We start from the raw sequence: 23,390 nt of genomic DNA, 5'->3' as shown, positions 1-23,390 counted from the left end.
GTAACTACGCGAGGGTGATCAGGCGGGTTTTGGCAGGTTCAGGGTGTCGAAGAGGTCCAGTTGTTCGGGGGTCGGGGTGGTGAGGCCGTCGAGCTTTCGGTCGGCGATCCGGGCTTCGTGGCGGTGGATGCGCGCGAGCATGTCGAGGGCGGTTCGTGGGCTGGCGTCATGTCCTTTTGCCTTCAGCCGCATGCGCATGACGCGGTAGAGGACGAGGGCGAGAAAGCAGATCAGCGCGTGGGCGCGGATGCGGTCGGGCAGCCGATGGTGGACGGGGGCGATCTCGATATCGGATTTCAGGACGCGGAAGCCGCGTTCGATATCGGCCAGCGACTTGTAGCGGGTCACGGTTGCGGTCGGCGTCAGGTCGGGGGCATTGGTCAGCAGGGCGAGCTTGCCGTCGAAGAGTTCGGCTCGGGCGACGGCGTCTTCGTCGATGCTGTAGCTGAACCGGTCGGCCTGCAGGTCTGCCTTGAGGAACCGGGTCAGTTCGGCCTCGGCCACGGCGCGCGTGAAGCGGCTATAGGCGCCGCGGTCGGAGGCGCGGCGGCCCCGCGCCGTCTGGCCGTCGTCTTGCGCATCGAGCTTGGCGACCATCTTTTCGGCCTGGGCTTCAAGTTCGGCGATGCGGGCGCGACGTCGTTCGGATTGGTCGGCGGCTCGAACGGGATCATGGGCGACGATCAGGCGATGGCCGGCAAAATTGCTTTCCGCCAGGCCGCCTTCGTCGAAGGCAAGGCCCCGAAAGGTCTCGACCAGATCGGCATAGCGACGGGCGGGGACGGCGAGGATGAACTCCAGCTTGCGGTCGTCCTGATCGGCCAGGGCGGTCAGTTCGTCGATGTTTTCAAGGCTGAGCAGGCCACGGTCGGCGACCAGGATGACACGCTGCACGGGAAACCGCTGCAACACCGTCTGCAGCATGCCCTGCAGGGTTTTCGTCTCCCCGACATTGCCGGGGTGGACCGTGTGCATGAGCGGCAGGCCGTCGGCGGTTTGCACGACGCCGAGCACGAATTGCCGGGCGATGCCACCGGTTTCCTTGTTCATGCCATAGGCGCGGAGGTCGTCGTCAACCTCTCCGTCGCCATGGATGCGCACCGTGGTCAGGTCGTAGAAGACCACGGCCAGGTCCCGATCGACCAGCGGACGGATTTGTCTGGCCAGTTCCATCTCGACCCGCTCGGCATGGTCCATCAGCGCATCCATGGCGCGGAGCAGATGTTGATGCGTGACGGTGTCCGGCATCGCGGGCATCGCGACCGTTTCCAGCCAGCGCAGGCAGCCAAGCTTGCTTGTGGGGTCGCACAACCGATTGAACACCATGGCGCGGACCAGCGCCTCCACGTCGACTTTCCGCTTGCCGGAACGCAGCGCACGGCCGAGGGCATGATCGAAACCAAGGTCCTTCCACAACTCGTGCAGGGCAAAGACGTCGCCATAGCTGCGCGCCGCCTCGTAGGTGATCTCGGCCTTCTCGGGCTCGACCCGACCCGCGGCGCGACTGAGCCCCCGGATCAGCGCATCGAGCTGGCCATCCTTCATCCCGTCCACGCGCCCCAGATTGGCCACGACGCGCAGCCGGGGCTTGCCCGCCTCGTTACGGAAGGACTCGACAATCTGCAGATAGCGACGCCCGCCGCTCTCGGTGATGCGCGTGAACATGGCATGCAGGATATCGCACGTTTGGGCGCATTCATAGGGTCTTAAACATCATAACGTGTAACTACACGACTTCGGCCGAACTGCCCACCTCGCGCGCCTTAAGCTATTGAAATCCCATACCTGCGCTGAACGCGCTCACGCAGATTCCCCCGGATTTTGTCGAAGTTCGGCAGTCCGCATGGGCATCGGCGGCGGACCATCACCGGGCAAGGGTCCTGCACGCCGCGGCCGCGATGCTGGCGGACAGCGCGTCAGCGTTCGTCGAAGACCTGACGGCCACCGTCGAGGAGATCGCCGTCTGCCGCGCATGCCTTAACGAAAGTGCAGCGCTTGCTCTGCGCTCCGCCGGACGCACGCAGCACCTGCCCGGCGGTTTCATGGTGCAGGAGATGGAGCGACCCGCAGGCGTCGTCGCCCTGATCGGCCAGCGGTCCCCCACGCTTCAGGGCATCGTCGCGGCCGTTGCGCCCGCCATCGCCCGTGGCAATGCGTGCCTGATCGTGTCGTCCGGACATCTCGACCCCGCGATCATCGCTCTGTCGGGGCTATTGACCGAGGCAGGCGCCCCGCCGGGGCTGATCGGTGTCGTCACCGGCCCGGACGATACCCCGGCCGACCGCCTTGCAACCGAGCCCGGCATCGATGCGGTTCGGTTCCTGTCCTCCGCTGACGTCTCGGCACAGGTCGTCCAAGCGGCACGCAACGCTGGAAAACGCATCGACCAACAGCCCGGACATGACGCAGGCCGCGCCTTTGGCGGCGCGGCCTGCAAGATCAAGAGCATCTGGATTCCGACCGGGGCCTGAGCCCCGCGCCTATCCGCGCGAACCGAACAGCCGGCTCCAGATCCCCTGTGCCCGGTCGCCCGCAGCTTCGAACGTGTCTTCCATATCGTCGATCATCGGCTCGATCCGGTCCTCGCGGAACCGCGCCACCACCCGCCAGACCCACAGCCCGAAGATCGCAAACACCGACAGGAAGGCGATGTTGAACCACGGGATGACGGTCACGTCCGGGCCTTCGACCGGGCGGATTTCAACCGCGTTGGGATAGATGCTCAGATACTCGTTCCGCCAGCCGTAATGGGTCACGATCACCCAGTCCGGGTCTTCTTTGGACGAGATCATATCGCTGGCCTTGGCCTGAAGGTTCGACGTGTCGAACTTGAAATAGGGCGGCCAGCCCCAGCCCGTATCCTGGTTGCGATAGACCTCGATATCGTCGTTCGGCCGCGCGCCCGAGATGAAGTTCACGTAACGGCCCGAGCTTTTCTCCCGGTTCTCCGCAGACGACGAATCCGCGAAGAACAGGTCGTTCTCACCCCATTCGATCTGGCGTTCGCGCGCGTCGATCAGGCGAACGACATCGTGCTGGGGGAGCGTGTAGTGCAGGAAGCCGCCGACGATCAGCACGATGATCGCGATGAAGGTCCATTTGACGTAAGTCATTCTAGCCTCACATGTAATTCGTGATATAGATGATCGTGCCGATCACCGCGACCGGCACGACATAGACACCGAGGATCAGCTTGCGCCTCAGTGAACTGTCATAATCTTCCAGTCCCTCGCGCACATAGACATCGCGGTCGCCATAGCCGATTTCATCTTCCCATTCCCGTTTCAGCTTGGCGCGGCGCACGGCGCGCGAATAGAGAGAAAGGGCCACGTAGATCACGCTGAGGATCACGAAGCCTATGACGGCGAAACGCAGGAATGCGAACATGGTTCCCTCCATCCGCCGGGCATGCCCTGTCGCCGGGTCCCGTTCCTGCGTCGGAATATAGGGGATCGCGGCCGTTCTTTGCACCCCTTGCCCCGGTCCGGATGCGATTGCCGCAGGCACAAGGCCACGCTACTGTCGCGGGATGAATGACGACATCCGCACAAGACTGGAAGAAGCCGTCGCGCGCCGCCGGGACGCGGTGGTTGCCCTGACGCAGGACTTGATCCGCATCCCCACGCTGAACCCGCCCGGGCGCCATTACCGCGAGATCTGCGATCTGCTGGCGGCGCGGCTGTCGGCGGGTGGCTTCAAGGTCGACCTGATCCGGGCAGAGGGGGCACCGGCCGACAGTGACCGGCATCCGCGCTGGAACCTGGTCGCCCGGTGCGAGGGCACCCGCCCCGGCGACTGCGTCCATTTCAACGGCCATCACGACGTGGTCGAGGTCGGCCATGGCTGGACCGTCGATCCCTTCGGTGGAGAGGTCAAGGACGGCCGGGTCTACGGTCGCGGCGCCTGTGACATGAAAGGCGGGATCGCCGCGTCGATCATTGCGGCCGAGGCGTTCATTGAGGTCTGCCCCGATTTCAAGGGCGCCGTGGAAATCAGCGCCACGGCGGACGAGGAATCCGGCGGCTATGGGGGCGTGGCCTATCTGGCCGAGCACGGCTGGTTCGATCCCGCCCGCGTGCAGCATGTCATCATTCCCGAGCCGCTGAACAAGGATCGCGTCTGCCTTGGCCATCGCGGCGTCTGGTGGGCCGAGATCGAGACCAAGGGGCGCATCGCGCACGGGTCCATGCCTTTCCTCGGCGATTGCGCGATCCGCCATATGGGCGCCGTGCTGGAGGAGATGGAGGCGACCCTGTTCCCCCTGCTGGCCGGCAAGCGGACAGACATGCCGGTGGTGCCCGAAGGGGCGCGCCAGTCCACCCTGAACATCAACGCCATCCACGGGGGAGAGCCCGAACAGGACCCCGACTATACCGGCCTGCCAGCCCCTTGCGTGCCCGACCGCTGCCGCATCACGCTCGACCGCCGTTTCCTGATCGAGGAGGATCTGGGCGAGGTGAAGCGCGAGATCGCCGACATGATGGAACGGGTGAAAGCCAAGCGCCCCGGCTTCGATTACGAGATACGGGAGTTGTTCGAAGTTCTGCCCACCATGGCCGAACGCGACGCCCCCGTGGTCACGACCGTTGCAGGCGCTATCGAGACGGTGCTGGGCCACGCGCCCGATTTCGTCGTCTCCCCCGGCACCTATGATCAAAAGCATATCGACCGGATCGGGCGGCTGAAGAACTGTATCGCCTATGGCCCCGGTATCCTTGACCTCGCCCACCAGCCCGACGAATGGGTGGGGATCGACGACATGGTGGACAGCGCAAAGGTCATGGCGCTGGCGTTGGGACAGTTGCTGCTGGACTGATGGCGCGGTCCCTGCCAACTGGCCGGGCTACTCCAGACTGCCATGCAGGGCGACAAGGTCGATCCCGGCCTCGCCCGGCGCAATCGCACGGAAGCTTTCCCGAACCCCGGCCCCGGTCAGTTCCCGTTGCACGACCAGCAGCGTGTTCGGGTCGTGCTCGGCGCACAGGTCCTGCATGAAGGCGAGTTCTTCCCGCGCCGTCGGCAGCGCCGCCGCGATATCGGGTGCGCCGTAGATCGTCACGAAATGGCCGGCCAGCGCCTCGGCCAGCACGTCCAGCTCCGCCTGTTCGATAGCCGTGACCGCGACGAAGGTCGCCCGGCCGAAACTGTCCAGCGACAGCCAGCCATTGGCAAACGCCTGCCGCGCCTTGCCGGTCAGGTCGCCCTCGGTCCAGTTGGAAAACTCGAACCCGCCGGGGATCGCCCATTCGCCGCTGTCGGCGGGCCGGGCGAATATATTGCCGTCGCTTTCGTCAAGACGGATCGTGCGGGCGAGTTTCAGCATGGCAGCGGCTCCAGCATCTCGGTCAGCGGCAGGATGCGCGTGTCGTCCCCAAGTCTCAGCAACAGCCCCCCCTGTTCGTCAAGGCCGATGGCCCGCCCGCTCCGCCTCTCGCCGCCCGCCGTCAGCGTCACATCGCGGCCCAGCGCAAAGGCCCGGCCGCACCAGTGATCGTGCAGCCGCGCCGGTCCTCCCTCCTGCCAGTCGTGGATCCAGAACAGGGTATGCCGCGCCCAGCTTTCCACAAGCCGCACCGGGCAGATGTCACCACAGCCTTCCTCGTCCAGCGTCGTCCGCTCCGGGTCCTCGCCCGGTTCACGATCCGCGGGGGCACGAAACGGCACATCAAGGCCCAGCACCAGCCAGCCGGGCACCTTCCCCGGCGCCGTGGTCGACGCCGCGGCCCGAATACCGCCGCATTGCCCGCCGTTGATCCGAAACCCGCCCGGCCAGTCGAACTGCGCGGCGACCTCTGACGGGGCCAGCGCGCCGAACGCATCGGCGAAGCCATTGGCCACGGCCAGCACCATCGCCATCGCCTCGGCCAGCGGCACCTCGGGCGCCAGCACCAGCGCGGCAGACAGATGATCAGGCGTGACATTGTGGACGATCAGCCCCGCCTCCGTCCCGGCCCGGGCCCGTGCGACGGCCACCGCGAACGGGTCGCCCGGCGTGCCCTCCCCCGACATCAGGGGCGGCAGGTTGGGTGCGGCGTCAGACACGCCCTTCATCGATCAGCCCGCGCGCGATAGCGCGAAAGGCCAGCGCCTCGGGGCTGTCGGCCTTCGACACCACGATGGGCGCGCCGCCATCCCCTGCCTTCCGAATTTCAAGATCAAGCGGGATTTCGCCAAGGAACGGAATACCCAGCCGCTCCGCATTCTCCCGCGCGCCGCCATGGCCGAACAGCTGGGTCTCTCCCCCGCAATGGGGGCAGATAAAGGTCGACATGTTCTCGATCATACCCAGCACCGGCGTCCCGGTCTTCTCGAACATGTTCAGCGCCTTGCGCACATCCAGCAGCGCGATGTCCTGCGGGGTGGAGACGACGACCGCCCCGGCGAGTTCGGTCTTCTGCGTCAACGTCAACTGCACATCGCCCGTCCCCGGCGGCAGGTCGACCAGCAGCACGTCAAGCTGCCCCCACTTCACCTGGGTCAGCATCTGTTGCAGCGCCCCGATCAGCATCGGACCGCGCCAGATGACGGCCTCTTCCTCCTGCGTCATCAGCCCGATCGACATCAGCGTGACGCCGTGATTGCGCAACGGCAGGATCGTCTTGCCATCCGGCGATGCCGGCCGCCCTGTGACCCCCAGCATGCGCGGCTGCGACGGCCCATAGACATCGGCATCCAACAGGCCAACCCGCTTGCCCTCGGCCACAAGCGCAACGGCAAGGTTCGCGGCAACGGTGGATTTGCCGACGCCCCCCTTGCCCGAGGCGATGGCGATCACGGCGCCGACGCCGTCCGGTTTCTGCGGCCCCTGCGCCGGGCGCCCCGCCGCCTTCAGATCGGGCGGTTTTGGCGTGGAATGGGCGGTCAGCAGGACCGTGACATTGCCCTCCCCCGCGATCTGTTCCAGCGCGGCCTGCGCGGCCTGCCGAACCGGCGCCATCGCACTGCCCTGATCGGGTGCGACCTCCAGCACGAAGCGGATCTTGCCGCCCTCCACCGTAAGGGCCCGCACGGTGTCAGAAGCGATCAGATCGGTCCCCGTCGCCGGGTTCACGATGCCCTTCAGGACGGCAAGCACCTCATCGCGCGTCACACTCACACCCGGTCTCCGGTCGCGAGGCCCGCATTCCCCGGCTGCCGCATCCGCGTCGCGAACGCATTGTCGTTCATGTCCAAAACTCCCCGTCCATCTGCGCTTTCATTGTAATAATTGCGCTTTTCAACCGTTGTGAAACAATGACGGGACGGAGGCAAGGGAAGGATGCGATGCGTACTGTCCTGATCTGCACGCTGTTTTGCGCGGCCCTTGGCAGCGCGGGCCAAGCCACGGCCCAGACCCGCAACATGACGCTGGCCGCCGATGCACGGCTGGAGGACAGTGGCCTTCTGGCCTTTCTCATCCCCCGGTTTTCCCTGAAGACCGGCATTCGGGTCAGCGTGACCAGCACAGCACCCAGCGACCTTGCCGCCAACATCGTGCCCCCGGCAGATGCCGTGATCGGGCCCAAAGCCGTTGTCGAGAGGTTGTTCGCAGGCGCCTCCGCAACACCCATCTTCCAAGCCAGTACACCGGACGGCGGCGGCCTGTTCGCCATTGCCCTTCCCCCGAACGCCACTAACGCGGAGTTGGGCGCACGGTTTGCCGACTGGCTGACCTCCGACATCGGGCAGCGCACCGTGGCGCAGTTCGCCTCGCCTTCCGGCGTCGTCTACATTCCCGGCGCACAGGCCGTCGCGGTGGCCGAACCGACCCGCCCACAGGGGGATGAGGACCGGGGCGCGGCGCTGGCGCTGCTGCATTGCGGCCGGTGTCATGTCGTCTCTGCGAAGAACCGGTTCGGCGGGATCGGCTCCACCCCCTCTTTCGCGGCGCTGCGCACGATCCCGGGATGGGAGGACAAGTTCCGCAGCTTCTGGCGGGAAAACCCCCATCCCGCCTTCACGCAGGTGGCGGGCGTGACGGTACCATTCGACCCCGCGCGCCCACCCCATATCGCGCCCGTGGAACTGACACCGGAGGATGTGGAGGCGATCACCGCCTATGCCGCGTCGATCACGCCCGCCGATCTGGGCGCCGGGGTGCAGGCGCGGTAGGGGCTCAGGTCTTCTTCCGCTCCTCCAGATAGTCGTCGGTCGTGCGCACCTTCGGCCGGTCCCCCATCCGGAACGGCGCGGCCTGGGCGTGGTATTGCGCATTCACCCGGCAATCGTCGCACATGCGGATCAGACGGGTATTGTCGGAATTGGTGAACATCGCATGGCTGCCCTCAAGCTTGGCCACGATCCGTTCGACGGTGGATTTCACGCCGAAGGGCTTGCCGCATTCGATGCAGTGGTAAGGCTCCTCCTCCTTCAGCACCCGGGGCGACAGCGCCGCATCGGAGATATCGAGCCGCGGCTGCAACCGGATCGCATCTTCCGGGCACACCGCCACGCAAAGCCCGCATTGCAGGCAGGCCTCCTCGCGAAATCGCAACTGTGGCTTGTCGGGGTTGTCCAGAAGGGCGCCGGGCGGGCAGAGACCGGCGCAGGACAGGCACAGGGTGCACGCCTCGGCATCCAGAACGACCGCGCCATAGGGGGCGCCCGCAGGCAGTGCGACAGGCGCGGCCTGCTGCGCCAGGGCCCGGGCCGCGAGCCGCGTCACCTCGCGCCGCTGGCCCAGCGGCAGGATCGGGTCCACCGGCAGCGGATGTGGCTGGGCGCCATAAAGCGCATCCGACAGCGCGTCGGGGTCGGTCACGTCCAGCAACGCAACCCGTCCGGCCCCGGCACCAAGCCCTGCGGTCATTGCATTGGCCAACGCCGTCTCTTGCGTCAGCGTCTCCCGGTCGGCCCGGGGCGACAACAAAAGATCGACCGCAACGAACCCGGTCGCCAGCGCGGCCATCATCTCGGCATGACCGAACGCCCCAAGTGACGGCAGCGCCAGCGGAATCACGTCCGCGGGCAATCCACGACCGAAACGGGCGGCCAGGGCGATCATCTCCCGCCCGTGCGTGTCGTCATGGACCAGCAGGCGGGGCGCCACGCCACCGGCCGCACGATAGGCCCCGGCCAGGGTCAGGATGTGGTCGAAGGTGGCGGTCACGGGCGGGGCGTCATAAGCGATCGCCCCCGATGGGCAAAGCGACGAGCATGCACCGCAGCCCGCGCAAATCAGCGGATCGACCGCCACGCTGTCCCCGTCAGGCAGGATCGCCCCGGTGGGGCAAGCGTCCAGACACCGGGTACAGCCGGTCTTTCCCGCCCGCGCATGCGCGCACAGGCTGCCATCCAGCGCGACATGCAGCGTCTTTTCGAACACGCCCACCAGATGCGACGCGTCGAACACCACCCGCTGAACCGTCAGCGGATCACCCGGATCGGCGCGCAGATATCCATCGCGTTTCTCATGCGCGGGGAACAGCGGCGGATTGCCCGACAGATCGAGGATGATGTCGCAATCGGCGACACCGCCATCGCGGGCTTCGCCAAAGCTCACCGCCCCGCGCCCCGACGGGGCGCCTGCGCGCATCGCATCGACAGTGACCGCGAACCGCCCGAAGACGCCCGACGCCTTGCGCAACCTCCCCACCGCGATATCGAAGCGCCGGACCGGTGCGGGGACTATTTCGGTCGTTTCCGTCAGCAGGCAGGTCACGGACAGGACATCGGCAAGCTGTTCGGCGGCGGGCAGCGCCACACCGGGAGGACCAAGCACGAGGCACACCCCGTCCGAAAGCACATCCACGGTCTTCACCGGCGGCCTGTGCCGCTGCGCCGCGGCCAGCAGCGCCGCGATCTTCGGGGTCGCCTGTCCGGCCTCGTCCGACCATCCCGCTCGGTCGCGAATATCGACGCTCAGCGGGGGCGCGGCGCCCAGATCCTCGGCCAATTCCGCAAAGGTCTCCGCCTCTTGCGCACAGGCGACGATGACCTCCGCCCCCGGCGCGGACAGGGCCGAGGCCAACCTGTCGGCCTCGGCCCCGCAAAGTTCTGAATGGATCGCCGAACAGTCGAGGCCACAGGCCCGCGCGATGGCCTCGCGACCCAGTACCTGCGTGCCTGCGCAATCGCACAGCAACAGCTTTACGCCCATGGATCCTCCCCCCAGTGCGCTGGACAGATCGCCCTTGCGGCGTTTTACTGTCTTGACGAAGACTAGGACGGCAGGGGCGGGAGGACAAGATGAACGACAAGGTGGCCGAGGCCCGCACGGCGACGATGCCGGTCGGCGTCGTCCTGCGCCAAAGTCCCGGTGTCACCCGCTGGGCCAAATGGGCGTGGCGCGCCGTGGCGGTGACACCCGGCGGCGGCCCGGGACACTGGACCGAACTGCGGCGCGAAGGCGACACCGCAGAATTTCACGCCGCCACCGTGCCGATGGAATTGCATCGCGCGGAAACCGAAGGATACCTCGTATCGCTGAACGCCACCCCGCCGTCGGTCTTCGTGATCCTGCGGGCCAACGGCGGTGCCGATGATCGGCCCGAGGTCGTCGCCGTCACCGCCTCGGCCTATGCCGCGCAGGACCACACCGACAATGGCGAGGACATCGTCGAACCTGTGCCGATGCCCGAGGGGCTGAAGGCGTGGATCGCCGATTTCTGCGCCCGCCATCATGTCGAGGAGACCTTCGTCAAGCGCAAGCGCCGCCCGCATGTGGAGGCGCAGACCGAAGACGGCAAAGGCGACGCGCGGATCCGGCAGGGGGCCGATGTCTACCGCTCTCCGGCCTCGCTCCGCGGCGGGCAGTCATGACCGGGGATTCCGACGGCTTTCTGTCCCGCTGGTCGCGCACCAAGCGCGCCGGAGGCGTGGAGCTGGCGGAGCCGACAGAAACTGCCCCCCCGGCCGAACTAGACGACCGCGACGATGCCGAAATCCTGCAAGACCTCGGCCTGACCGATCCGGACCTGTTGCAACCCGGCGACGATTTCTCGGCATTCCTGCGCGAGGCCGTGCCCGAGCATCTGCGCCGCCGCGCCCTGCGCCGGCTGTGGCGGTCGAACCCGGTTCTGGCGAATCTGGACGGGCTGAACGACTACGATACCGACTTCACCGGCGATTCCGTCGCCCCGGGCCTGTTGCAGACGGCCTATCGGGTGGGGCTGGGATTCGTGCAAGACATTGCTGACGCTACGGAACCCTCCACCGCCGACACGGCACCCTCCGAAAAAGACGTCGCCGCAGACACCGCCACCGGCGATGCGGATCCCGGCGAAGATTTCACCGCTGCCGCAGAGGACGTAACAGAACGACAAATTCTGCAAGAGTCCGACAGCCCCGCCCCCCGCCGCCGCATGCATTTCCGGTTCGAAGCGTGATTGCCACCCGCCGAGGCCCCCGGAAGATTTTCTTGATAAACGGCAAGGTTGCCTCTTAGACTCGATCAAAATCCCGGACAGCCGGAGATGGGGAGGACTGGTTTCGTGCCGCAGCGCACCGAAAACCCCGACGTTGCAGAGGAAGACATGCTGAGGGCAGGTCTTTACGATCTGCTCGCGTCGGTACTGGCCCGACCCGCCGATGGAGCGCTGATAACAAAGCTGCGGGGCCTGACAGGCGATGATACCCCCCTCGGTCGAGGCGCCATCGCATTGTCCAAGGTTGCCCACACCGTCGATGCAGGTGCCGTCGAGCGAGAATTCAATCGGCTTTTCATCGGGCTCGGCCGCGGCGAACTGGTGCCCTATGCCAGTTTCTACATGACGGGCTTTCTGAATGAAAAACCGCTGGCGCTGTTGCGGCAGGACATGGCGCGACTGGGCATCGAGCGCGCGCCGAATGTCTATGAGCCCGAGGACAACATCGCCAGCCTGTGCGAGATGATGGGATTCCTGATCGCGGGGCGGTTCGGTGCCCCGGCGTCCCTGTCCGCACAGCGCGACTTTTTCAACCGGCACATTGCCCCATGGGCGGGGCCGTTCTTCACCGATCTGGAAGGGGCGGAGGCCTCGTTCTTCTATGCCCCCGTCGGGGCCATCGGGAAGAGCTTCATCGAGATCGAGAGAGAGGCCTTTCGCCTTGCCGCGGCAGAACCCGCATGACGCGACAGGCCCCGTCGGGAAGCGGGGCATGCGGAAAAGGGAGGACACGGACGTGAACGATTCCGACATACCCACCGACAAGGGGCGGCGCACGTTCCTTGCCCTTGCCGCGACCGCAGCGCCGGCCGTGGCCGTGACGGCGGTCAGCGGAACCGAGGCCGAGGCGGCCGAAGACACGCCCGAAGTCACCGGGTTGCGCAAGACCGCGCATGTCCGGGCCTATCTGGACAGCGCCCGCTTCTAAGGCGGAACAACCGGGAACAGCGCCGGGACCGGGGGCCCGGCAAGGGAGGAGTCCATGCTGAGAAAGAAGACCACGACAGCGCCCGCACGCAACCGGGCCAACGGGCTTTTGGACCGCGCGTCCGAGGCACGGGTCGACCGCCGGTCGTTCCTGCGGACCTCCGGCCTTGCCATCGGCGGGCTTGCCGCGCTGGGCACCACCGGGGGCACGGTCACGAAGGCAAACGCCCAGACCACGGCGGCGACGGCGGTCACCAACGTCAAGTCGATCTGCACCCATTGCTCTGTCGGATGCACGGTGATCGCCGAGGTCCAGAACGGCGTCTGGATCGGGCAGGAACCCGGCTGGGACAGCCCGTTCAACCTGGGCGCCCATTGCGCCAAGGGCGCGGCGGTGCGCGAACATGCCCATGGGGAACGGCGGCTGAAATACCCGATGAAGCTTGTCGGCGGTGAATGGACCCGCGTCACTTGGGAAGATGCGATCAATGAGATCGGCGACCAGATGCTGGCGATCCGCGAGGAAAGCGGGCCTGACAGCGTCTATTGGCTGGGTTCGGCCAAGCATTCGAACGAGCAGGCCTACCTCTTGCGCAAGTTTGCCGCCTATTGGGGCACCAACAACATCGACCATCAGGCGCGGATCTGCCATTCGACCACCGTGGCCGGGGTGGCCAATACATGGGGCTACGGCGCCATGACCAACTCCTACAACGATATCCACAAGTCAAAGGCGATCTTCATCATCGGCGGCAACCCGGCCGAGGCGCATCCCGTGTCGCTGCTGCATGTGCTGAAGTCGAAGGAAGAGAACAACGCGCCCCTGATCGTCTGCGATCCGCGCTTTACCCGCACCGCGGCCCATGCCGACGAATATGTCCGCTTCCGGCCCGGCAGCGATGTGGCGCTGGTCTGGGGCATCCTCTGGCACATCTTCGAAAATGGCTGGGAGGACAAGGAATTCATCCGCACCCGCGTCTGGGGCATGGATCAGATCCGCGAAGAGGTCGCCCGCTGGGATCCGGAGGAAGTGGAGCGCGTCACCGGCGTTCCCGGCTCTCAGATGGAACGGGTCGCGCGGACCTTGGCCAACAACCGCCCCGGCACGGTCATCTGGTGCATGGGCGGCACCCAGCATACCAACGGCAACAACAACACCCGCGCCTATTGCATCCTTCAGCTTGCGCTGGGGAACATGGGCACGGCGGGGGGCGGCACCAACATCTTCCGCGGCCATGACAACGTGCAGGGCGCAACCGATCTGGGTGTTCTGGCCGATACGCTGCCGGGTTATTACGGTCTGGCCGACGGATCGTGGAGCCACTGGGCCCGCGTCTGGGAGGAAGACGAGGACTGGCTGCGCGGCCGGTTCAACGTGATGCCCGGCGCAGGTGCCGATGGCAAGGACCGGATGATGATCAACGAGACCGGCATCCCCGTGTCCCGCTGGATCGACGGCGTGCTTGAGGCGAAAGAGAACATCGACCAGCCCGACAACACCCGCGCGATGGTGTTCTGGGGCCATGCGCCGAACTCGCAAACCCGCCTGCCCGACATGAAAAAGGCGATGGAGATGCTCGACCTGATGGTCGTCATCGATCCCTATCCCACGGTCAGCGCGATCATGCAGGACCGCACCGACGGGGTGTACCTGCTGCCCGCCGCGACGCAGTTCGAAACCTACGGATCGGTGACGGCCTCCAACCGCTCGATCCAGTGGCGCGAGAAGGTGGTGGAACCGCTCTTCGAGTGCAAACCCGACCACACGATCATGAAGCTCTTCGCCGACAAGTTCGGCTTCTCCGACCGGCTCTTCCGCAACATCGCGGTGAATGGCGACGAGCCGCTGGTGGAGGATATCACGCGGGAGTTCAACCGCGGCATGTGGACCATCGGCTATACCGGCCAAAGCCCGGAGCGGATGCGCCTGCACATGGAAAACCAGCACACCTTCGACCGCACGACGCTGCGCGCGCTGGGCGGCCCGGCCGATGGCGACTACTACGGCATGCCGTGGCCCTGCTGGGGCACCGCCGAAATGGGGCATCCGGGCTCGGCCAACCTTTACGACATCTCGCTGCCGGTGAAGGATGGCGGCATGGGCTTCCGCGCGCGGTTTGGCGTCGAACGCAACGGCGACAACCTGCTGGCCGAGGGCGTGGCCCCCGTGGGGTCGGAAATTCAGGACGGCTACCCGGAATTCACCATGCAGATGCTGATGGATCTGGGCTGGGATGGCGACCTGACGGCAGAGGAACGCGCCACCATCGACGGCATCGCAGGCCCCAAGACCAACTGGAAGACCGACCTTTCGGGCGGCATCCAGCGGGTCGCGATCAAGCATGGCTGCGCGCCCTACGGCAACGCAAAGGCCCGCGCCGTGGTCTGGACCTTCCCCGACCCGGTGCCGCTGCACCGCGAACCGCTCTATTCCAACCGGCGCGATCTGGTGGCCGACTACCCGACCTATGACGACAAGAAGTTCTGGCGGGTGCCGACCATGTATGCCTCGATCCAGAGCAATGACTTCTCCGAGGACTACCCGATCATCCTGACCTCCGGCCGGCTGGTCGAATACGAGGGCGGCGGCGATGAGACCCGCTCGAACCCGTGGCTGGCCGAGTTGCAGCAGGAGATGTTCATCGAGGTGAACCCGCGCACCGCGAACGATATCGGCATCCGCGACGGCGCCGATGTCTGGGTCGAGGGCCCCGAAAAGGGCAAGGTCCGCGTCAAGGCCATGGTCACCGAGCGGGTGGCGCCCGGCGTTGCCTTCATGCCGTTCCACTTCGGCGGCTACTGGCAGGGCGAGGACCGGCGCTCGAAATATCCCAAGGGGGCCGATCCTTACGTGCTTGGGGAATCCACCAACACCGCGCAGACCTATGGCTACGACTCCGTCACGCAGATGCAGGAGACCAAGGCCACGCTCTGCAAGATCTGGGCCGCTTGAGGGAGGACTGAGAGATGGCAAGAGCGAAATTCCTCTGTGACGCGGAACGCTGCATCGAGTGCAACGCCTGCGTGACCGCCTGCAAGAACGAGCATGAGGTGCCCTGGGGCATCAACCGGCGCCGGGTGGTGACGATCCAGGACGGCAAGCCCGGCGAACGCTCGATCTCGGTGGCCTGCATGCATTGTTCCGATGCGCCCTGCATGGCGGTTTGCCCGGTCGACTGCTTCTACCAGACCGAGGACGGCATCGTCCTGCACTCCAAGGACCTGTGCATCGGCTGCGGCTACTGCTTCTACGCCTGCCCCTTCGGCGCGCCGCAATACCCGCAGGCCGGCAATTTCGGCTCGCGCGGCAAGATGGACAAATGTACCTTCTGCGCCGGCGGCCCGGAAAAGGACATGTCCGAGGCCGAGTTCCAGAAATACGGCCGCAACCGGATCGCCGAGGGCAAGCTGCCGATCTGCGCAGAGATGTGCGCGACCAAGGCGCTCCTGGCGGGTGACGGGGACGATGTGTCGGCCATCTACCGCGAACGGGTGGTCGCCCGCGGCTTCGGCTCCGGCGCATGGGGCTGGGGCACCGCCTATGATCAGAAGGGCAACTGATCGCCGCGCCTGACACCGGATGGGAACTGGGCATGAGGGGGCGCGCCGCGTGTGTGCCCCCTGATGGTCTTTAAGGGAGAAACCCGATGAAACGGCTGGAACAGATGTTTTGCGCGGGTCTGTTGATCCTGGCGCTGGCCATCGGGGCCGCGGCGCAACCGGTAGAGACGCCCCCCGACACCCCCGCCCCCCATCGCCAGACGCTTGACGACATCCTTGCCCGGCAGGCGGGGCAGCACGACCCGCGCGCACCGCGCGATTTCGACAGTGCCGCGGGACAGGCGGCCGGGATCGGTACCCAGCTTGGCACCCGCGGCGGCCCGTCGGATTCGGAGGTGTGGGAGGCGCTGCGCTTCGGCACCGCCGATGTGCAGGTCTCCGCCGGGGGTGCACAGGCCCGCGTGGTGATGCAGGATCGCGGCATGTGGTGGCTGAAATTCCGCGAGGGGCGGCTTTCGAACTGGGGGTTTTTCTTCTGGATCGGGCTGGTGACCTTCCTGGCCCTGTTCTACCTGCTCCGTGGCCGGATCCGCGTCTCGGGCGGCATGTCGGGCATCAAGATCGTGCGCTTCACCGCCATCGAACGGTTCGCCCACTGGATGCTGGCGGGCTCGCTGATGCTTCTGGGCGCGACGGGGCTCTTGCTGCTGTTCGGGCGAACATGGTTCATGCCCGTCATCGGAAAGGAGACCTATGCCCAGATCGCCCATTACGCCAAGCTGACCCATAACAATGTCAGTTGGGCCTTCATGCTGGCCCTTGTGATGGTGTTCCTGTTCTGGGTGCATCACAACATCCCCCGCAAGATCGATGTCCAGTGGTTTGCGGAAGGAGGCGGCCTGTTCGGGTCGAAACACCCGCCCGCCAAGAAATTCAACGCCGGGCAGAAGATCCTGTTCTGGACGGTGATCCTGCTGGGTGGGTCGGTCTCCGCCTCCGGCATTTCGCTGATCTTCCCGTTCGAGTTCCCGCTTTTCGCACCGACCTTCGCGGTGCTGAACGATATCGGTATCCCCGGGCTGCTGGGCCTCGACCCGTTCCCCACGCAACTTTCCCCGCAGGAAGAGATGCAGTTCGCCCAGCTTTGGCATGTCCTGGCAGCCTTCGGCCTGATGGCCCTGACCACCGGCCATATCTATATCGGCACTGTGGGCATGCAGGGCGCGTTCTCGGCCATGGGCAATGGCAAGGTCGATCTCAACTGGGCCAACGATCACCACAAGCTGTGGGTGGAGGAGATGGAGGAAGAAGAGGGGCGCCTGTTCGACGGTTCGAAACAAAGCCCCGCCGAATAGATCCATGGCGCTGCGCATGTTGATCCTGTCTGCGATGCTCGCCGCCCCCGCAGGGGCAGAGGGGTTTCGCAGCTTCGACGGCCATGGCGGCCCGGTGATGGGCGTGGCGGTGTCGCCGGACGGCACCCGCGCGCTGACCGCCAGCTTCGACTACTCCGTGGGTCTGTGGGAAATCGGGCGCGACACCCCACCCCGGTGGCTGGAGGGGCACGCCGCGGCGGTCAATGCCCTGGCGTTCCTTGGCACCGACCGGGCTGTGTCAGCGGGCGACGATTTCGACATTCTGATCTGGGATCTTGCCTCGGCACGGGTGCTGCACCGGCTTGGCGGCCACAAGGGCAAGGTGATGACCGCCCGGCCATCGCCGGACGGATCGATGATCGCCTCGGCAAGCTGGGACGGCACGGTACGGCTTTGGGATGCCGAAACCGGCACATCGCTGGCGGTGCTTGGGGACCATGACGGGCCGGTCAACGACGTGGCATGGGCCGCCGGGGGCGCGCAGATCTATTCCGCGGGGTATGACGGCAAGATCGTCCTGTGGGACGTCAAGCACCGGACCGCGGTCCGCCGGATTGTCCGGCACGGGTTCGGCATCAACGTTCTTGCGCTGGACGAGGGGGCCGGATGGCTGGCCTTCGGCACCGTGGACGGCGGAACCGTGGTGGTCGCCCCGGATACCGGCGCGGTGCTGGCCGACCTGACCGCGGGGCGCCGCCCGATCCTTGCCTTGGCCCGGTCGCCCGATGGCAGCCGCCTCGCCATCGGCGATGGCGAAGGATACATCATGGTGGTCGATACCGCCGACTGGTCGGTCGCCCACGATTTCCGCGCCGCCGTCAACGGGCCCATCTGGGCGCTGGCCTTTGCGGGGGACGGGGCGGGCATCCTCGCCGGCGGGATCGATGATCGGGCCTTTCTCTGGCCCCTGGACACAGACGACGATCCGGCCCCCATGGCCCAGACACGGCGCGGGTTCCACACCGCGCCGGGCGAGGTTTCGAATGGCGAGCGGCAGTTCCTGCGCAAATGCTCGGTCTGCCACACGCTTGCCCCCGATGGCGGGCGCCGCGCCGGCCCATCTCTGCATGGCCTGTTCGGGCGGCGGGCGGGCACCTATCCGGGCTACAGCTACTCCGCCGCCCTTGCCGACAGTTCCATCGTCTGGTCCGATGCCACCATCGACAAGCTGTTCGAGATCGGGCCGGATCACGTCACCCCCGGCAGCAAGATGCCGATGCAGAAGATCACCGCGCCCGAGGACCGGGCCGACCTGATCGCGTTCCTGAAACGCGAAACCGCACCCGATTGACCGGAGGACCCCATGCGCGCCATGTTTCTGGCCTTCGCCGCCACCATCGCCATCGCCATCGGCGCGCATTACGTGCTGGAGCAGAACGGCTATTCCACGCAGGAACGTTACACCAGCGACAGCGTGCGGCTTGACTGACCGATCACCCGGTCGCGCGCCCCACCGCAGCCCGACACCACGCCAGGATCCGGTCGGGATCGGGCGGCAGTTCCTCGGCAATACCCTCGCTGAAGGCCAGAAAGGCCGCCCGGTTTTCGGTGTTCACCGTCGTCAGCACCGGCAGGCCCGCGGCCATCGCCTCGCCGATCACGGGGCGAAACCCGCGCCCCTCGGCCTCCTGCTTGCCGAACTTGTTCACGATGAGCAGATCGACATCCGCGCGCGCAACCGCCGCAGCGGCCAGCCCGACCGCCCGTTCCAGACCGCGGGGATCCAGACGGCAGGCCGTGGCCATCGCCCCCAGGTTCTGGCTGATCGGGATCGTGCCGGTGCCGTCCAGCACCTCAAGGACCATGTCGCACCGCGCCCTGTCCGGCCGGTCGATATTCCGTTGCACCGCCCCGGCCAGCCGCACACCCTCCGCCCGGAGCCGTTCGGCCACCCCGGCGATCAGCGCATCGGCCGCGCCGCGCCCCTCGGTCGAAAAGAATGCCAGCATGGTCCTCCCCTGCCCCGGCGCAGCCTCCCTTGCGCGGAACGTCTCAGGGATACAATATGACCGACAGGATGGGAACCATGCCGACATCGCAGCCTGAGACGATCTTCCCGACGCCGCAGGACGCGCGCCTGACGCGAACGGTGACCGGCATCGACCAGACCGGCGCACCAACGGTCTTGCCGGTGATCGAGGAACGGCCGCTGACCATCTTCCTCAACGGCCAGGAAATCGTCACCGCCATGACGATCGGCGATTACCCCGAATATCTCGCACTGGGATTCCTGCGCAATCAGGGCATGCTGCGCGACGATGACGAGGTGACAGGCGTCGACTACGACGAAGACATAGACACCGTCGTCGTCCGCACCGCCCGCCAGACCGGGTATGAGGAGAAGGTGAAGAAGAAAACCCGCACCTCCGGCTGCGCGGTGGGCACCGTCTTTGGCGACATGATGGAGGGGCTGGAGGGCCTGCGCCTGCCGCCCGCCGAATTGCGTACAAGCTGGCTTTACGCCCTTGCCCGGCAGATCAACACCATGCCCTCGCTCTACCTGACCGCGGGCGCGATCCACGGCACGGTGCTGTGCGAGCGGGACCGGCCGCTGATCTACATGGAGGATGTCGGGCGGCACAATGCGGTGGACAAGATCGCGGGTTGGATGTTCACCCGCAGCGCGCGGACGGACGACAAGATCCTCTACACCACGGGTCGGCTGACCTCGGAAATGGTGATCAAGACGGCGCTTATGGGCATCCCGGTCCTCGCCTCCCGCTCCGGCTTTACCGCCTGGGGGGTGGAGATCGCGCAACAGGTCGGGCTGACCCTGATCGGGCGGCTGCGGGGGCAGCGCTTCGTCTGCCTGTCGGGGGCCGAGCGGGTGATCTTCGACGCCGATCCAACGGCAATGCCCACCGAGGACCCTGCCCACCGGCGCAAGGCGGCGAACCGTGACTGAGCGGTTGCCGGCGGTCATCCTTGCAGGCGGCCGCGCGACCCGGATGGGCGGCGGGGACAAGCCGTTGCGCCCCCTTGGCGGCCGCGCCATCCTCGACCACGTGATTGCGCGGATGAAACCGCAATGCGCGCCGCTGGCGCTGAACGCCAATGGCAACCCGGCGCGGCTGGCAGGGTACGGGCTGCCGGTCCTGTCCGACAGCATCCCCGACCATCCCGGCCCGCTAGCGGGCGTTCTGGCGGGACTCGACTGGGCCGCCGGGCTGGGGGCCAGCCATGTGATCTCGGCCGCGGGCGATACACCGTTCTTTCCGGTCGATCTGGCAGACCGGCTTTGGGCGGCCCGCAGCCCCGCCGGTCTGGCATTGGCCGCGACGCGGGACGAAACCGGCAAGACATGGCGCCAACCGACCTTCGGTCTCTGGCCCGTCGCCCTGCGGGAGGATTTGCGCGCGGCGCTGGAGGGCGGCCTGCGCAAGGTCGTGCTATGGACCGACGCCCACGGCGCGGGCGAGGCCGAATTCGCGACGACCCCAATCGATCCGTTCTTCAATATCAACCGGCCCGAGGATATCGACGAGGCCGAGCGTCTGCTGGGGCTGACGGCGTGAAGCTCTACGGTATCACCGGCTGGAAGAACTCCGGCAAGACCGGCCTCATGGAACGGCTGGTGACCGAGATCACGGGCCGGGGCCTGACCGTCTCGACCGTCAAGCACGCCCACCACGCGACCGAGATCGACCATCCCGGGCGCGACAGCTATCGCCACCGTCAGGCGGGCGCGGTGGAGGTTCTGGTGGCCTCCCCCCTGCGCTGGGCGCTGATGCACGAATTGCGCGGGGCGGAGGAACCGCCCTTGGCCGACCTTCTGGCGCACCTCTCCCCCGTCGATCTGGTGCTGATCGAAGGCTACAAGACCGCGCCGCACCCAAAGGTCGAGGCGCACCGGGCCGCAACCGGCCAGCCCCTGCTGGCGAATGACAACCCGACAATCCGCGCCGTGGCCTCGAACGCCGCGCCCGATACCCCGGTCCCCGTCCTGCCGCTGGACGACACCGGGGCGATTGCCGAATTCATTCTGGCAGAGGTGGGGCTGTGACGTTCGACACCATCGTGGTTGTGGACTGGTCGGCCGGGCAGCGCGGTCCGAGGAACCCATCGAAAGATGCGATTTGGCTGGGCGTGGCGCGGGCAGGTGTCGCGCAGGAACCTGTCTACTGCCGAACCCGCCAGACAGCCGAGGTGCATCTGGAGGGCCTGATCGACTCCGAACGCGATGCCGGGCGGCGGATGCTCCTGACCTTCGACTTCCCGTTCGGCTATCCCCGCGGCTTCGCCCGCCACGTGACGGGCAAGAGCGATCCGTTCGCACTCTGGGACTGGATCGCCACCCGCATCGAGGACGCGCCGGACGGCAAGAACAACCGCTTTGAAGTCGCAGAGGAGATCAACGCGACGTTCGATGGCCTTGGTCCGTTCTGGGGCAAACCGAACGAACAGGATTGGCCCGGTATTCCCTATCGCAAAAAGGGTATCGCCTATGACGCCATCCCGGAACGTCGTGCCTGCGACATGGCTGCTCAGGCATCCTCAAGTTGCTTTCAACTCTTCTTTCCGCCAACGGTGGGCGGTCAGATCCTGATGGGGTTACCGATGCTGGCGCGTCTGCGTCGCCGCCCCGGCGTGTCGGTCTGGCCGTTCGAGCCTGTGCAGGACGCGCCCATCGTGCTGGCCGAGATCTGGCCGGGCCTCATCGAGCCGGCTGTCAGTACACGGCTCTCCGAACTGGGCGACTGCGCGATCCGCGACCGAGAGCAGGTGCGATTGCTGTCCCTCGCTCTGGCTCGGCTACCCAGCGAAAAGCTCTCGCAGATGATGGACGGACTGCCACGCGAAGCTGCCGAAGAGGCCTGGATCATCGGCGCATGTCACAAGGAACTGCTGACGGAACTCGCTTCAATCGAAACGCTCACCCCGCCGCGTCTGAAGAACGACTGTTTCGCCATGCCGCAAGGGGTGGACTGGGTGCCGGTCGACACCGCGCTGGCGCGGCTGTGCGCGGCCTTGCATCCAATCACCGGGACGGAGCGGATCGACACCGCCGCCGCCGCGGGCCGGGTGCTGGCACAGGCGGCCACCGCGCAACGCTCCAACCCGCCCGCAGCGAATTCCGCCGTCGATGGCTACGGCTTTGCCCATGCCGCGACGGGGGCAGGCCCGCAAAGCCTGCCGCTTGTGCCGGGCCGCGCGGCGGCGGGCCAGCCCTTCGACGGTGTGGTCCCGGCGGGGCCGCGGTGCGCATCCTGACCGGCGCGATCCTGCCCGCGGGCGTGGATACGGTCGTGTTGGAAGAGGACACCGCCACCGATGGCCTGTCGGTTGCATTCGACGGCCCCATTCGCGCCGGGGCCAACACCCGCAAGGCTGGCGAGGACGTCGCGGCCGGCGCCCCCGCCCTGCCCGCCGGTCACCTGCTGCGCCCGCCCGACATCGCCCTGCTGACGGCCCTTGGTGTGGCAGAGGTTCAGGTGCACCGCCGCCTGCGCGTCGGCGTCCTGTCCACCGGGGACGAACTGGTCACGGGCGGCACGATGCCGGACGGCCCCCACCACATCTTCGACGCAAACCGCCCGATGCTGCTGTCGCTGGCAGAACGCTGGGGATACGACCCCATCGATCTGGGCCATGCACCCGATGACCCGACCGAGATCGCGGCGCGCTTCGACAAGGGCGCGCAGACCGCCGATGTGATCCTGACCTCGGGGGGGGCCTCGGCCGGGGATGAGGATCACGTCGCGCGCCTGCTACGCGACCGGGGGACGCTCTCAAGCTGGCGGATCGCACTGAAACCGGGGCGTCCCCTGGCGCTGGCGCTATGGCAGGGCACGCCCGTCTTCGGCCTGCCGGGCAACCCGGTTGCGGCCTTCGTCTGCGCGTTGGTGTTCGGCCGCCCGGCGCTATCCTTGATGGCGGGCAGCGGCTGGGCCGAGGTGCAGGGTTTTACCGTTCCGGCGGCCTTCACGAAAGCCAAGAAGCCGGGACGCCGGGAATATCTGCGCGCGCGGCTGGACGGGGCCGGCCGGGCAGAGGTCTTCCGCTCCGAAGGCTCGGGGCGGATCAGCGGGCTGTCCTGGGCGACCGGGCTGGTGGAACTGCCCGACGACGCGGCCGAGATCGCCCCCGGCACCCCGGTCCGGTTCCTGCCCTATTCCAGCTTCGGGATCTGACCGCCGCAGCCCTTGTTCTCAGCTACCGACGGCTCCCGTCCATGGACCGTCCCGCTCCAGACTGCCGCAAGCCCCTTGGCACCGGGGCGCCCCGCGTGTAAGCCGCCCCC

At 66.7% G+C, this 23,390-nt stretch carries 23 protein-coding genes and 1 pseudogene; 16 read left to right on the top strand and 8 right to left on the bottom strand.

Annotated features, from left to right (window positions below; all coding sequences use genetic code 11):
• Positions 1-18: 18 nt before the first annotated feature.
• Complete coding sequence (locus RGUI_RS17750) at positions 19-1,665, bottom strand: IS1634 family transposase (protein WP_081532493.1); 1,647 nt, start codon at positions 1,663-1,665, stop codon at positions 19-21.
• 116 nt (positions 1,666-1,781) lie between these two features.
• Between RGUI_RS17750 and RGUI_RS17745 the strand changes: the two genes are divergently transcribed.
• Positions 1,782-2,471 (top strand): aldehyde dehydrogenase family protein, encoded by a 690-nt coding sequence (locus RGUI_RS17745; RefSeq protein WP_081535390.1) that lies wholly within the window; start codon positions 1,782-1,784, stop codon positions 2,469-2,471.
• A gap of 9 nt (positions 2,472-2,480) precedes the next feature.
• Here RGUI_RS17745 and RGUI_RS17740 read toward each other — a convergent pair whose 3' ends face one another.
• Both RGUI_RS17740 and RGUI_RS17735 read right to left on the bottom strand, forming a co-directional pair.
• Positions 2,481-3,113 (bottom strand): DUF1523 family protein, encoded by a 633-nt coding sequence (locus RGUI_RS17740; protein WP_081535389.1) that lies wholly within the window; start codon positions 3,111-3,113, stop codon positions 2,481-2,483.
• Positions 3,114-3,120: 7 nt separating this feature from the next.
• Positions 3,121-3,387, bottom strand: a complete 267-nt coding sequence (locus tag RGUI_RS17735; protein WP_081536159.1) for a hypothetical protein — start codon at positions 3,385-3,387, stop codon at positions 3,121-3,123.
• Between the two features lie 142 nt (positions 3,388-3,529).
• Here RGUI_RS17735 and RGUI_RS17730 point away from each other — a divergent pair, with 142 nt between their 5' ends.
• Positions 3,530-4,816: an acetylornithine deacetylase/succinyl-diaminopimelate desuccinylase family protein gene (locus RGUI_RS17730; RefSeq protein ID WP_081535388.1), complete on the top strand. Its 1,287-nt coding sequence runs from the start codon at positions 3,530-3,532 to the stop codon at positions 4,814-4,816.
• Between the two features lie 27 nt (positions 4,817-4,843).
• On the opposite strand, the gene RGUI_RS17725 is transcribed toward RGUI_RS17730, so the two are convergent.
• From RGUI_RS17725 to RGUI_RS17715, 3 genes are read right to left on the bottom strand one after another with little or no spacing between them, the layout of a single operon-like run.
• On the bottom strand, positions 4,844-5,320 hold the full coding sequence (locus tag RGUI_RS17725; RefSeq protein WP_081536158.1) for a DUF6505 family protein: 477 nt from the start codon (positions 5,318-5,320) through the stop codon (positions 4,844-4,846).
• Positions 5,317-6,042 (bottom strand): biotin/lipoate--protein ligase family protein, encoded by a 726-nt coding sequence (locus tag RGUI_RS17720; RefSeq protein ID WP_253798605.1) that lies wholly within the window; start codon positions 6,040-6,042, stop codon positions 5,317-5,319. The genes RGUI_RS17725 and RGUI_RS17720 overlap by 4 nt, the downstream gene beginning before the upstream one ends.
• The gene (locus RGUI_RS17715; RefSeq protein WP_081535385.1) at positions 6,035-7,096 is read right to left on the bottom strand and encodes an Mrp/NBP35 family ATP-binding protein; all 1,062 of its coding nucleotides are present in this window, start codon (positions 7,094-7,096) and stop codon (positions 6,035-6,037) included. The genes RGUI_RS17720 and RGUI_RS17715 overlap by 8 nt, the downstream gene beginning before the upstream one ends.
• Before the next feature lie 167 nt (positions 7,097-7,263).
• On the opposite strand from RGUI_RS17715, the gene RGUI_RS17710 reads away from it, so the two are divergent.
• Positions 7,264-8,091: a cytochrome c gene (locus RGUI_RS17710; protein WP_081535383.1), complete on the top strand. Its 828-nt coding sequence runs from the start codon at positions 7,264-7,266 to the stop codon at positions 8,089-8,091.
• A 4-nt stretch (positions 8,092-8,095) separates the two neighbouring features.
• On the opposite strand, the gene RGUI_RS17705 is transcribed toward RGUI_RS17710, so the two are convergent.
• Positions 8,096-10,078 carry a 4Fe-4S binding protein gene (locus tag RGUI_RS17705; protein WP_081535381.1) on the bottom strand — a complete coding sequence of 661 codons (1,983 nt, stop codon included), beginning with the start codon at positions 10,076-10,078 and terminating at the stop codon, positions 8,096-8,098.
• Positions 10,079-10,167: 89 nt separating this feature from the next.
• Here RGUI_RS17705 and RGUI_RS17700 point away from each other — a divergent pair, with 89 nt between their 5' ends.
• From RGUI_RS17700 to RGUI_RS22395, 9 genes are all read left to right on the top strand, one after another.
• Positions 10,168-10,740, top strand: coding sequence for a DUF3305 domain-containing protein (locus tag RGUI_RS17700; protein ID WP_253798602.1), 573 nt, complete (start codon positions 10,168-10,170; stop codon positions 10,738-10,740).
• The gene (locus tag RGUI_RS17695; protein WP_081535379.1) at positions 10,737-11,306 is read left to right on the top strand and encodes a DUF3306 domain-containing protein; all 570 of its coding nucleotides are present in this window, start codon (positions 10,737-10,739) and stop codon (positions 11,304-11,306) included. The genes RGUI_RS17700 and RGUI_RS17695 overlap by 4 nt, the downstream gene beginning before the upstream one ends.
• Before the next feature lie 105 nt (positions 11,307-11,411).
• Positions 11,412-12,029 (top strand): molecular chaperone, encoded by a 618-nt coding sequence (locus tag RGUI_RS17690; protein WP_371586949.1) that lies wholly within the window; start codon positions 11,412-11,414, stop codon positions 12,027-12,029.
• A 52-nt stretch (positions 12,030-12,081) separates the two neighbouring features.
• Positions 12,082-12,273, top strand: coding sequence for a twin-arginine translocation pathway signal protein (locus RGUI_RS17685; protein ID WP_253798600.1), 192 nt, complete (start codon positions 12,082-12,084; stop codon positions 12,271-12,273).
• A gap of 54 nt (positions 12,274-12,327) precedes the next feature.
• A complete protein-coding gene (locus RGUI_RS17680; protein ID WP_081535373.1) occupies positions 12,328-15,225 on the top strand; it encodes a formate dehydrogenase subunit alpha in 2,898 nt (965 codons plus the stop codon).
• Positions 15,226-15,239: 14 nt separating this feature from the next.
• Positions 15,240-15,833 (top strand): formate dehydrogenase FDH3 subunit beta, encoded by a 594-nt coding sequence (gene fdh3B, locus RGUI_RS17675; RefSeq protein ID WP_081535371.1) that lies wholly within the window; start codon positions 15,240-15,242, stop codon positions 15,831-15,833.
• Between the two features lie 86 nt (positions 15,834-15,919).
• Positions 15,920-17,128, top strand: a complete 1,209-nt coding sequence (locus RGUI_RS17670) for a formate dehydrogenase subunit gamma (protein WP_081535369.1) — start codon at positions 15,920-15,922, stop codon at positions 17,126-17,128.
• Between the two features lie 4 nt (positions 17,129-17,132).
• Positions 17,133-18,440, top strand: a complete 1,308-nt coding sequence (locus RGUI_RS17665) for a c-type cytochrome (protein ID WP_081535367.1) — start codon at positions 17,133-17,135, stop codon at positions 18,438-18,440.
• Positions 18,441-18,452: 12 nt separating this feature from the next.
• Positions 18,453-18,578, top strand: coding sequence for a hypothetical protein (locus tag RGUI_RS22395; RefSeq protein ID WP_256387859.1), 126 nt, complete (start codon positions 18,453-18,455; stop codon positions 18,576-18,578).
• A gap of 4 nt (positions 18,579-18,582) precedes the next feature.
• Here RGUI_RS22395 and RGUI_RS17660 read toward each other — a convergent pair whose 3' ends face one another.
• Complete coding sequence (locus tag RGUI_RS17660) at positions 18,583-19,098, bottom strand: DUF2478 domain-containing protein (RefSeq protein ID WP_081535365.1); 516 nt, start codon at positions 19,096-19,098, stop codon at positions 18,583-18,585.
• Positions 19,099-19,175: 77 nt separating this feature from the next.
• Between RGUI_RS17660 and RGUI_RS17655 the strand changes: the two genes are divergently transcribed.
• The 4 genes and pseudogenes from RGUI_RS17655 (at position 19,176) to glp (ending at position 23,280) form a co-directional block, all read left to right on the top strand.
• Positions 19,176-20,054 carry a formate dehydrogenase accessory sulfurtransferase FdhD gene (locus RGUI_RS17655; RefSeq protein ID WP_156883020.1) on the top strand — a complete coding sequence of 293 codons (879 nt, stop codon included), beginning with the start codon at positions 19,176-19,178 and terminating at the stop codon, positions 20,052-20,054.
• Entirely contained in the window at positions 20,047-20,664 is a 618-nt protein-coding gene (mobA, locus tag RGUI_RS17650) for a molybdenum cofactor guanylyltransferase MobA (RefSeq protein WP_081535363.1), read from the top strand. The genes RGUI_RS17655 and mobA overlap by 8 nt, the downstream gene beginning before the upstream one ends.
• Entirely contained in the window at positions 20,661-21,152 is a 492-nt protein-coding gene (mobB, locus tag RGUI_RS17645; RefSeq protein ID WP_081535361.1) for a molybdopterin-guanine dinucleotide biosynthesis protein B, read from the top strand. Before mobA ends, mobB begins: the two co-directional genes overlap by 4 nt.
• Positions 21,149-23,280 (top strand): annotated as a pseudogene (glp, locus tag RGUI_RS17640) (gephyrin-like molybdotransferase Glp). The gene mobB and the pseudogene glp overlap by 4 nt, the downstream one beginning before the upstream one ends.
• Positions 23,281-23,390 lie beyond the last annotated feature (110 nt).

The organism is Rhodovulum sp. P5 (genome assembly GCF_002079305.1).
In the GTDB taxonomy this organism is placed as follows: Bacteria; Pseudomonadota; Alphaproteobacteria; order Rhodobacterales; family Rhodobacteraceae; genus Rhodovulum.
This window is presented reverse-complemented; position numbering and strand designations above follow the sequence as displayed.